Genomic DNA, 11,171 nt, shown 5'->3' on the forward strand with positions numbered 1-11,171 from the left:
GGGGGTAAGAGTCCGTCTCGTGGGCTCGGAGATGTGTATAAGAGACAGGAGCGAGCCTGCTCGCGATGGGGGCCTTGAGATCACTGAAATCTAGGTTTCTTCACCTTCAGCCAGCAACGCAATCCCCCCCATGATCACCGCCACCCCCACCCAGTGCAGCACGCTGATCTGCTCGCCCAACCCCAGCCAAGACCCAAGCAAAACCCCGACGAACACCAGCGAACTCAACGGAAACGCCAGCGACAGGCTGCTGCGCCGCAATATCAGCATCCACACGAAAAACGCCCCGATGTAACAGGCGATCGCCAGCCACACCCCGGGATTCACCGCCACTGCCATCAGCCACTTCAGGTTGAAATCCATCTGCCCCAGTTGATCGCCGCCGACCTTCGTGGCGATCTGCCCGGCACTTTCAAAAGCGATCAACAGCGCCCACAGCACGATGGTGCCCAAGCGCTCATGCAGCCAGTCGGTCTTGCCTTTGATCATCGATTGAGCCTCATGCATGGGCGACACACACGAGCATCACGCCCGCCGTAATCACTAAAGTGCCGAGCCAGCGCCGACGACTCACGGTTTCACCGAGGATCAGTTTGCCGGCCAGCACCACGCCGCAATACGCCAGCGCCGCCGCCGGAAACAGCAGGCTCAGTGGCGCGCGGGAGAGGGCTTCGAGCCAGACAAAAAACTCGATCACGTAGGCGCCGATCCCGCACCACAGCAGCGGCGCGTTGAACACCTGGCCCCAGAACGCATTCAGGCGAAAACCGCCTTCAAGTTCCGGCAAGCGGTCGAGTCCGAGCTTGAAACAGAGCTGGCCAATGACGTCCAGCACGATGGAAAACGCCACCAGCACAATCACGGTAATGGTCATGGGAACAGCTCCTCGAACAGCTCGATCAGTGCCTGATTGGTGGCCGAGTTACGCAGCAGATCGTCTGCGCTCCAGCGTTCCGCCGGCGGCTGGTCGGCCTTGGCTTCCCAGCGTTTGAAGGCGTTGCTGAAGGCGGGGCGGGCGTATTCGCCGCAGATGTCGATGCCGAGGATCCGCTTGTTCGCGGCCAGCACGCGTATCGCTTGCAGCAGATGGCTCAGGCGCATGCCGCCCTGATCCCAGTTGGTCGCCGCGTCTTCGCTGGCCAGGACGTCTTTGTCGATGGTGATCCACACCGCCTCGGTGGGCAGGCTGGTGATCAACTGATCGAGAAACACCGGCCAATCCAGTTCGGCGAGGTTGCGCCAGTGCAGCTGGTTTTCCAGTTGCTGATGCCCGGCGCCATCGCCGACCCGGCCCCAGACTTTCGAGGGCGGATGCTGCCACGGAAACAGCTGCAAGACCCCGCGTTTCAGGGCGCTGAGGTTGCCGCCCTTGAGCTGTGGATTTTGCAGGTCATCGCTGCACGGGCCGAGGGTGACGATGCGCTGGACGTTCGGCAGTTTCAGCGCCTGGTTGACCCACGAACCGCAATGCCGACGCGGGGCGAAGTGGACCCAGTCGGGGTGATTGTCGAAGTGGATCAGGCTCACCGGTGCCGGCAAGTCAGTGAGAAAGGCCGGGGTCAAGTGGTGGTAATCGCCTGAGCCGACGAAGAAGATTTCCGGTTGCGGGCCGCTGTGGCGCGGACGTTGTTGCAGGCGTTCGGCGAAGCGGCGCCAGGTGCGTTCGCTGGACCAGAGCCGCAATTTCGGGCCGAGGTCGAGCAGGTCCAGGCGTTTCGCGCGGCCGCTGTCGAGCAACCGTGCGATGGGGGCCTGGGCAGTCAGGCTGTGGTCGAGATCTAAAATGTTCAAGGTCGCAATTCACCCTTGGCAGACCCTCCCAGACACCGGCTCCATCCATCATGAAGGCCGGCCGAGAGGGCTTTTGGGGGTAAATGCAAGGGGCGGGCCAGCCTCCAGTCTCGAAACAACGCAGATCCTGTAGGAGCGAGCGGTGCGGCGATCCGACTTGCCCGCGAATGGTCCGCCGCGGAGCAACTGATACACCGCGTTATCGTTCTTCGCGGGCAAGCCTCGCTCCTACAGGGGATTTGGTCAGGTCTGGAAGCGTACCCAGACGCTGACGAGGATCGTCGCCGCGATCAACCACGCCACCGCCGCCACGGCGAGCGAAGCCTCCAGCCGCATCCGGTCGACCATCACGTACAACGTCGCCAGATAGATGAAGTACGGAATGATCGACCACATGCCAAACACAATCGTGGTCTTCAAGTCGTCCAGCGAGCGGCCCTTGCCGACGATGTAGTGCGCAATCAGTGCAAAGGTCGGAAACAGCGGCACCAGGCCGGCGATGTAATAGTTTCTGGTCTTGGCCAGCGCAGCGAGGATCAACACCACCGCCGCGCCCAGGGTTGCCTTGAGCATCAGGTCCATCAGTGGCTCAACCCGTACTTCTTCACTTTGTCGAACAGCGTGGTTTTGGCCATGCCCAGTTCCAGGCTGGCCTGGGTCAGGTTGCCGCCGCTGCGTTGCAAGGCGTCGCCGAGCAGGTTGCGCTCGAAGGCTTCCACCGCTTCGGCGAAGGCCAGGCCCTGATTGCTGCCGCTGGCGCCCGACTTCTTGAAGGCCGGCAGACCGAGGGCATAACGCTCGGCAACGTTGCGCAGTTCACGGACGTTGCCCGGCCAGTCGTGGCTCATCAGGTTCGACACGGTCTGGTTGTCCAGCTCCGGCACGGCACGGTCAAAGCGCAAGGACGATTGCTGCAGGAAGTGCTCGAACAGTTGCAGGATGTCTTCGCGGCGCTCGCGCAGCGGCGGCAGTTCCAGGGTCACCACGTTCAGCCGGTAATACAAGTCGCTGCGGAATTCGCCGGCCTTGCTCGACTCGTCGAGATCGGACTTGGTGGCCGCGATCACCCGGCAATCCACCGCCACGCTCTGGTTCGAGCCGAGGCGTTCGAGGGTGCGCTCCTGCAACACCCGCAGCAGTTTGATCTGCAACGGCAGCGGCATGCTTTCCACTTCGTCGAGGAACAGCGTGCCGCCGTCGGCGTGTTCGATCTTGCCGATCCGCCGCTTGCCGGCGCCGGTGAAGGCGTTGGCTTCGTGGCCGAAGATTTCACTTTCGAACAGGTTCTCCGGCAGACCACCGCAGTTCAGGGCGACGAACTGTTTGGTGTGACGCCGACTGAAGTCGTGCAGGCAGCGCGCGACCAGTTCTTTACCGGTGCCGGTTTCGCCTTCGATCAGCACGTTGGCCGAGGTATCGGCGACGTTGGCGATCAATTCCCGCAGGTTCTGCATGGCTGGCGAACGACCGATGATCCGGCCTTCCAGGGAATCCCGTTCCGCCAATTGCCGGCGCAGCGAAGAGACTTCCCGGGCGAGGCTGCGTTGCTCCAGCGCACGACGGGCGACATCCACCAGGCGTTCGGGGGAGAAAGGTTTCTCCATGAAGTCGTAGGCGCCTTTCTGCATCGCACCGACGGCCATGGAAATGTCGCCGTGGCCGGTGATCAGCACCACCGGCAGGCTGCGATCACGGGCCTTGAGCCGGGTCAGCAATTCCAGGCCATCGATGCCCGGCAGGCGAATGTCGCTGATGACGATGCCGGCAAAGTTGTCGCCGACCCGCTCCAGCGCTTCTTCGGCGCTGCCCACGCCGACGCAGGGAATGTCTTCCAGGGTCAGCGCCTGTTGGCAGCCGAGCAGCACATGAGGGTCGTCTTCGACGATCAGCACACTAAGGTCGTTGTTCATATTGGCTCGGCTTGAAGGGGGCTTACCAACGGTAAACTGAGGACGAAGGTGGTACCACCGCTGGCCGGGTGTTCGACACCCAGGTGTCCGCCGGTGGCGGCGGCCAGGCTGGCGGACAGGGTCAGGCCGAGGCCCAGGCCTTGCTCGCCGGGTTTGGTGGTGAAGAACGGTTCGAACAGATGCTTGCGCGCTTCGGCATCGATGCCGTGGCCGTTGTCGCGTACCCGCAGGCGATATTTGCCGTCGAACGCTTCGCCTTCGAGCCACAGTTCCGGTTGGGGTTGCGACTGCATGGCGTCGAGGGCGTTACCGATCAGGTTGACCAGAATCTGCTCCAGGCGGGTCTGGTCAATCTGCACCTGCACGTCGGCGAACTCACGATGCAAGTGCAGAGGGACGCTTTCCACGCGTCCGCCGAGCAGTTGCAGCGCGGCGTCCACCGCTTTGCCGAGGCAGGCCTGGCCCTTGTCGTCGCCGCGCCGGGCGAAGGAGCGCAGGCTTGCGGTGATCCGCCCCATGCGGTCGATCAGTTCGTTGATGGTCTTGAGGTTGGTGCTGGCCACATCCAGTTGCCCGCGCTCGAGAAAGCGCACGGTGTTTCCGGACAAGGTGCGCAGCGCCGCCAGCGGCTGGTTCAATTCGTGGGCGATGCTGGTGGACATCTGGCCGATGGCCGCGAGTTTTCCGGCCTGCACCAGTTCATCCTGGGCGCGGCGCAAGGTCTCTTCGGCCTGACGGCGTTCGCGGATCTGGCCCTTGAGCCGTTCGTTGCTGGCGCGCAGGTCGGTGGTGCGTTCGGTAATCCGACGCTCCAGTTGATTGTTGGCTTCCTGCAAGGCTTCCCGGGCGGCGAGACGGGTGGCGATCACCTTGCGGCGCTCGTTCCAGGCGATCAGCAGGAACGCCACCAGGGCAAACGCCACGGCCACCAGAATCCCCTGATTGATCGCTTCGCGACGCAAATCCTGCAGCGGCGTGAGCAGGGTGAAATTCCACGGGGTGTCGCTCAAGGGACGGGTTTGCGAGAGGTAACTGATGTCCTCTTCGTCGGACTCCACTTCACTGTTGGCCGGGAAGGTCAGTTTTTCCTCGCCTTCGGCCAGTCTTTCACGGGCCAGCGGTTGCAGTTCGTTCAGTGGAAACCAGTAGTACTGAAGGCTGCGGGCGAGTTTTTCCTTGGTCTCGTCGCTCAATGGAACGACTGATTTCAGCCGTCGCGCCGGATCGCTGGAGAGAATGATGATGCCGTTTTCGTCGCTGACGAAGGCTTCCAGGCGCGCGCGCTGCCAGCGTTCTTCCATGGCTTCGAGGCGGACTTTGACCACCGCGACACCGATGATCTTGCCGTGTTCTTCCAGGCCATGGGCCAGGTAATAACCGGGTTCGCCGTTGGTGCTGCCGATGCCATAGAAGCGACCCGGCTGGCCGCGCACGGCGTTCTGGAAATAGGCGCGAAAGGACAGGTCTTCACCGAGGTAACTGTCGACGTCGCGCCAGTTGCTGGTGGCCATGACGCGACCGGTGGTGTCCATCACGTAGATGGCCCGACTGCGGCTGCGCCGGTTCAGGCCTTCGAGGTATTCATTGACCGTTTGCCGGTGTTCCGGCGACGGGTCGGCCAGCAGCTTCGAAACGCTGGTTTCGAGTTCCAGCAGGCTGGGCAGGTAGGTGTACTTGCTGATCTCGCTCTCGACGGCGCGGGCGTGCAGTTCGAGCTGACGCTGGCCGTTCTCGCTGAGGCTGCGGATCCCGTAGTGCTCGCTGACCCAGAAGCCGAGGTAACCCAATCCGATCATCAGGGCGATGACCAGTGGCGGCAGGAACAAGTGGCGGATCAGACGGGGTTTCACGACGAGTGATGGCGGCGCTGCGCGATAGAGAGTGGGGTCGCATTTCATCACAGATGCCTTGGGTCAACCACAACACAAATCTGAAGCTTTGCACTGCCCCCTGTAGGAGCCAGCTTGCTGGCGAAGGCGACCAGTCAGACACACCGTGTCGTCTGAATCGCCGGCAAGCCAGCTCCTACAAGGGGAGCGGTGTTTTTTAGTGCTGCAGGATCTTGTTGAGGAAGTGCTGGGTACGCTCGGCGCGGTGGCTGATGTCGCCGAAGAACTCCTCTTTCTTGCAGTCTTCGATGATTTTGCCGGCGTCCATGAAGATCACCCGGTCCGCCACTTTGCGGGCGAAGCCCATTTCGTGGGTCACGCACATCATGGTCATGCCTTCGTGGGCCAGTTGCACCATCACGTCGAGCACTTCGTTGACCATTTCAGGGTCGAGCGCGGAGGTCGGTTCGTCGAACAGCATGACGATCGGGTCCATCGCCAGCGCACGGGCAATCGCCACACGCTGTTGCTGACCACCGGAGAGCTGGCCCGGGTGCTTGTGAGCGTGTGCCGAGAGGCCGACGCGCTCCAGCAGTTGCAGGCCTTTCTTGGTGGCTTCTTCCTTGCTGCGGCCCAACACCTTGATCTGCGCGATGGTCAGGTTTTCGGTGATGGTCAGGTGCGGGAACAGCTCGAAATGCTGGAACACCATGCCCACGCGTGAACGCAGCTTCGGCAAGTTGGTCTTCGGGTCCGCAATGGACGTGCCGTCGACCACGATGTCGCCTTTCTGGAACGGTTCCAGGGCGTTGACGCATTTGATCAGGGTGGATTTGCCGGAGCCGGACGGCCCGCACACCACGATCACTTCGCCTTTTTTGACCTCGGTGCTGCAGTCAGTCAGTACCTGGAAGTCGCCATACCACTTGTTGACATTCTTGATAGAGATCATACGGCAAACCTTTTTTGCAGACGCTTGACCAGCAGCGAGGCGGCAAAGCTGATTGTGAAGTACACGAGACCTGCGAAGATCAGGAACTCATTCGAGCGGCCGATGATGTCGCCACTGGCACGCGAGGCATTGAGGAAGTCCACCAGGCCGACGGCATAGACCAGCGAGGTGTCCTGAAACAGGATGATGCTCTGTTGCAGCAGCAGCGGGGTCATCTTGCGGAACGCTTGCGGCAGGATGATCAGGCGCATCATCTGGCCATACGACATGCCCAGGGCCTGGGCAGCGCCCATCTGGCCTTTGGGAATCGACTGCACGCCAGCGCGGACGATTTCGCAGAAGTACGCCGCTTCGAACATCATGAACGCCACGATGCACGAGGCGAATGCGCCGATCGGTGTGTCTTCGCCGGTGATCCAGCGCAGCACGAACGGCACCGCCAGGTAGAACCAGGTGATGACCAGCAGCAGTGGAATCGAACGGAAGTAGTTAACGTAGGCGCCGGCGATGTTCGACAGCAGCTTGCTGTGGGACAGGCGCATCAGCGCGAGGATGGTGCCGAGGATGATCCCGCCGACGACGCCCAGCGCCATCAGTTGCAGGGTCATGATCATGCCGTTCCACAGGCCCGGCAGGGACGGGATGATGCCCGAGAAGTCGAATTCCATCATTTACCCCCTACGGAGATCAGGCCCGGTACGGCCACTTTCTTCTCGACCAGGCGCATCAGCAGCATCAGGCTCATGTTCAAGGTGAAGTAGATCAGGGTCGCCAGGGTGAACGCTTCGAACAGGTTCGCGGAGAACTCGGCGGTCTGTTTGGTCTGTGCGAGCAGCTCCATCAGGCCGATCAGCGAGGCGACGGAGGTGTTCTTGAATACGTTCAGGAATTCCGAGGTAAGCGGCGGAATGATGATCCGGTAGGCCTGGGGCAGCAGCACGTTCCAGTAGATCTGCGGCAGCTTGAAGCCCATGGCGCGAGCAGCGGATTCCTGGCCTTTTGGCAGTGCCTGAATACCGGTGCGCACCTGTTCGCAAACGCGAGCCGTGGTGAACAGGCCCAGGCAGACAACCACGCTGAGGAACGCGGAGGTGGTCGGGTTCAGGTCCTGTTTGTACCATTCCTGCAGGTCTTGCGGCAGCAGATCGGGCACCAGGAAGTACCAGATGAACAGCTGCACCAGCAGCGGTACGTTACGGAAAAGTTCGACGTAGCAGGTGGCGATGCCCGATACGATGCGGTTCGGCACGGTGCGCATGACGCCCAGGATCGAGCCCAGTGTCAGGGCGATGATCCAGGCCGCGATGGCGATGCCGATGGTCCAGCCCAGACCGGACACGTACCAGTCGAAATAGGTCTCGCTGCCCACGCCGGTGGACTTGAAGAACACGCCCCAGTCCCAGTTGTAATTCATTAGGGTCTCCCCTCAGTTCAATCGATGTGCAAGTGCCCGCTTGGGGGAAGCTCCGTTCCCGCCTGACCTTTTCGATCAGGCACACGCTCCCGGCTCGACAGCCACCGGTTCGAGTGTTTCCAAAAAATACCAGCAGGAAGTGACCACCTCCTGAAAGGGCGACGGCCCTCTCAGGAGATAAGGTTAGTCAGAAAATCAGGACTTCTTGTCGTCAGCCGCTTTATCAGTCGGATTGGCGATCAGGGCCTTGAGCTCGTCGCTCATCGGGAAGTTCAGGTTCAGACCTTTTGGCGGGATTGGCTGCATGAACCATTTGTCGTAGATCTTGTTGATCTCGCCCGACTTGTAGGTTGCCACGATGGCGTCGTCTACAGCCTTCTTGAACGGCTCGTCGCCCTTGCGGACCATGCAGCCGTAGATTTCGTAGGACTGTGGAGTGCCGGTCACGGCCCAGTCAGTTGCCTTCTTGGCTTTGGCTGCTTCACCTGCCAGCAGGGCGTCGTCCATCATGAAAGCCACGGCACGGCCGGTTTCCAGCATCTGGAAGGATTCGCCGTGGTCTTTGGCGGAGATGACGTTCATACCCATCTGCTTGTCGGCGTTCATCGCCTTGAGGATGCGTTCGGACGTGGTGCCGGCGGTGGTCACGACGTTCTTGCCGGCCAGGTCAGCGAAATCCTTGTACTTGGAGTCTGCCTTGGACAGCAGGCGAGTACCGATTTCGAAAATGCCGACGGAGAAGTCAACTTGCTGCTGACGCTCGACGTTGTTGGTGGTGGAACCGCACTCGAGGTCCACGGTGCCGTTCTGCACCAGCGGGATGCGGGTTTGCGAGGTCACCAGGTTGTATTTGACCTGGAGATTCGGCATGTCGAGGTCTTTTTTCAGGGCTTCAACGACTTTCAGCTGAATATCGTGGGAGTAGCCAACCGGTTTGCCGGAAGCGTCCGCGATATAGGAAAACGGAATGGAAGCGTCACGATGCCCGAGGGTGATGGTGCCGGACTCTTTGATCTTCTTCAGTGTGCCGGTGAGTTCGGCAGCGAAAACTGGAGTGGTAATCAGAGCTGCAGCAATGGCTGCGCCCAGGATATGGGGAACGATGCGCATCAAATTTTCCTCGACATTGTTTTTTTTATGGAGCCAGTTCATCGGCCCTTTTGTGCTTCGAATGTCTGTCGGCTTCTCAAGGTCCGCGCAACAAGCATTCGTCCAAGAGTGTAGAGCATGACTCGTGCCAGACCAGTCGATACAAACTAAAATATTGATTTATAAGGAGATTAAATATTTATGGCGCGTTTTTTGGAGTGAGATAGTCCGGTTAACCGAATAGACCGATGAGTCGCGTTCGGAAAACCGAATGCCGGACGCACGCTAACCTTGTAGGAGCTGGCTTGCCGGCGATGGCGTCCCTTAGATAGGTGCAAAAGCCAAGGGCCTCATCGCTGGCAAGCCAGCTCCTACAGGGGGTTGATGGTGTTTCCCGAATAGCAAAAAGCCCCTGAATCGTGAGATTCAGGGGCTTTCGTTCAAGCGGATTGCCGATCAGGCCGCTTCAATCTTGCTGCGGTTCTGCTCGACCTTGCTCAGATACTCCGCCAGCGCTTGCTGCTCGGCCGGGGTAGTGAACAAGCCCAGCTTGCTGCGACGCCACAGAATGTCGTGCGCCGTGGTTGCCCACTCTTCGCTGCACAGGTAATCGACTTCGCGGGTGTAGAGACCGCCGCCGATGTGCTCGCCCAGGTCGCTGAGGCTTTGCACGCCTTCAAGCATGCGCCAGGTGCGGCTGCCGTAAGTGGTGGCCCAGCGACGGGCGATTTCGGTCGGCACCCAGTCGAACTGGTCACGGATGCGCGAGCTCAGCGCCTGCGGGGTGGTCATGTCTTCGCCGCCCGGCAGGGTGGCGCTGGCGGTCCAGCTCGGCTTGATGTGCGTGAAGTAAGGCGCCAGTTGCGCCAGCGCCGACTCGGCCAGTTTGCGGTAGGTGGTCAGCTTGCCGCCGAACACCGACAGCAACGGCGCTTCTTCGCCCGTGCCCGAAAGCGCGAGGGTGTAGTCGCGGGTGACGGCCGACGGATTGTCGGATTCGTCGTTGCACAGCGGACGAACACCGGAATAGCTGTGCAGGATGTCGTCGCGGCTGATCTGCTTCCTGAAGTGGGCGTTGACCACTTTCAACAGGTAATCGGTTTCGCCTTCGGTGATCGCCACTTTAGCCGGGTCGCCGGTGTACTCGCGGTCGGTGGTGCCGATCAGGGTGAAATGGTTCAGGTACGGAATGGTGAAGACGATGCGCTGATCTTCGTTTTGCAGAATGTGCGCGTGATCACCTTCGTACAGTTTCGGCACGATCAGGTGACTGCCCTGGATCAGGCGGATGCCGTACGGCGATTCCATCTTCAAATCATCACGAATGAACTTGGCAACCCATGGGCCGGCCGCATTCACCAGCGCCTTGGCGCGGATCGAAAGCAGGCTGCCGTCGGCGCGTTCCAGGTGCAGATGCCATAGGCCTTTGGTTCGACGGGCGCTGACGCAGCGGGTTTGGGTGTGCACATGGGCGCCGTTCTCGCGGGCCGCCATGGCGTTCAGGACCACCAGGCGCGCGTCGTCGACCCAGCAATCGGAGTATTCGAAGCCTTTGGTGATTTCGCTTTTCAACGGACTGTCCGGGCCGAACTTCAGGCTTTTCGAACCTTCCAGTTTTTCCCGTTTGCCCAGGTTGTCATACAGGAACAGGCCGGCGCGGATCATCCAGGCCGGACGCAGGTGCGGACGGTGCGGCAGGACGAAGCGCATTTGCTTGACGATGTGCGGCGCCTTGGCCAGCAACACTTCGCGCTCGGCGAGGGCTTCGCGGACCAGGCGGAATTCGTAATGTTCGAGGTAGCGCAGGCCACCGTGGATCAGTTTGCTGCTGGCCGACGAGGTGTGGCTGGCCAGATCATCCTTTTCGCAAAGGAACACCGAAAGACCGCGACCGGCGGCATCCGCTGCGATCCCCACGCCATTGATCCCGCCACCGATGACGGCGATATCGTAGACCTCGGCGAGTGGGGGCGTAGGCAAGGTAGAAGTGGGCATCGGCTGGCCTCGGTTTTTTTGATTGTCGATATTGGATTTCGAACATTAATGTTCATTTGCGAAAATGGTAGCCCATAAAGCCGCCCACAGCCAGTTAACTTCGATTGAAAATACTGATCGAAGGGCCGTTAAAGGAAAATTTACGAACATTAGTAGCCGAGGGGGGGATTGCGGGGGCATGCATTTTGTAG

General features: G+C 60.6%; 11 protein-coding genes. All 11 read right to left on the minus strand.

The features are described 5' to 3' along the window. Nucleotides 1-90 precede the first annotated feature (90 nt). Nucleotides 91-489 carry a transporter gene (locus KGB25_RS29975; protein ID WP_223437948.1) on the minus strand — a complete coding sequence of 133 codons (399 nt, stop codon included), beginning with the start codon at nucleotides 487-489 and terminating at the stop codon, nucleotides 91-93. 10 nt (nucleotides 490-499) lie between these two features. Beyond that, the gene (locus KGB25_RS29980) at nucleotides 500-874 is read right to left on the minus strand and encodes an EamA family transporter (RefSeq protein ID WP_008032192.1); all 375 of its coding nucleotides are present in this window, start codon (nucleotides 872-874) and stop codon (nucleotides 500-502) included. Continuing rightward, nucleotides 871-1,791, minus strand: a complete 921-nt coding sequence (locus tag KGB25_RS29985; RefSeq protein WP_192228572.1) for an arginase — start codon at nucleotides 1,789-1,791, stop codon at nucleotides 871-873. The genes KGB25_RS29980 and KGB25_RS29985 overlap by 4 nt, the downstream gene beginning before the upstream one ends. 243 nt (nucleotides 1,792-2,034) lie before the next feature. Beyond that, complete coding sequence (locus KGB25_RS29990) at nucleotides 2,035-2,364, minus strand: GlpM family protein (protein WP_177318184.1); 330 nt, start codon at nucleotides 2,362-2,364, stop codon at nucleotides 2,035-2,037. An 8-nt stretch (nucleotides 2,365-2,372) separates the two neighbouring features. After that, entirely contained in the window at nucleotides 2,373-3,701 is a 1,329-nt protein-coding gene (locus KGB25_RS29995) for a sigma-54-dependent transcriptional regulator (protein WP_008040853.1), read from the minus strand. Beyond that, nucleotides 3,698-5,599: a sensor histidine kinase gene (locus KGB25_RS30000; protein ID WP_008040854.1), complete on the minus strand. Its 1,902-nt coding sequence runs from the start codon at nucleotides 5,597-5,599 to the stop codon at nucleotides 3,698-3,700. The genes KGB25_RS29995 and KGB25_RS30000 overlap by 4 nt, the downstream gene beginning before the upstream one ends. A gap of 148 nt (nucleotides 5,600-5,747) precedes the next feature. Next, nucleotides 5,748-6,482, minus strand: coding sequence for an amino acid ABC transporter ATP-binding protein (locus KGB25_RS30005; protein ID WP_008032183.1), 735 nt, complete (start codon nucleotides 6,480-6,482; stop codon nucleotides 5,748-5,750). Beyond that, a complete protein-coding gene (locus KGB25_RS30010; protein ID WP_207285866.1) occupies nucleotides 6,479-7,150 on the minus strand; it encodes an amino acid ABC transporter permease in 672 nt (223 codons plus the stop codon). Before KGB25_RS30010 ends, KGB25_RS30005 begins: the two co-directional genes overlap by 4 nt. Continuing rightward, nucleotides 7,150-7,896 (minus strand): amino acid ABC transporter permease, encoded by a 747-nt coding sequence (locus KGB25_RS30015; RefSeq protein WP_008032179.1) that lies wholly within the window; start codon nucleotides 7,894-7,896, stop codon nucleotides 7,150-7,152. Before KGB25_RS30015 ends, KGB25_RS30010 begins: the two co-directional genes overlap by 1 nt. 195 nt (nucleotides 7,897-8,091) lie before the next feature. Further along, entirely contained in the window at nucleotides 8,092-9,006 is a 915-nt protein-coding gene (locus tag KGB25_RS30020) for a glutamate/aspartate ABC transporter substrate-binding protein (protein WP_008032176.1), read from the minus strand. Between the two features lie 435 nt (nucleotides 9,007-9,441). Beyond that, a complete protein-coding gene (glpD, locus tag KGB25_RS30025; protein ID WP_223437946.1) occupies nucleotides 9,442-10,980 on the minus strand; it encodes a glycerol-3-phosphate dehydrogenase in 1,539 nt (512 codons plus the stop codon). Nucleotides 10,981-11,171 lie beyond the last annotated feature (191 nt).

The organism is Pseudomonas sp. BF-RE-21, from assembly GCF_019947305.1.
In the GTDB taxonomy this organism is placed as follows: Bacteria; Pseudomonadota; Gammaproteobacteria; order Pseudomonadales; family Pseudomonadaceae; genus Aquipseudomonas; species Aquipseudomonas migulae.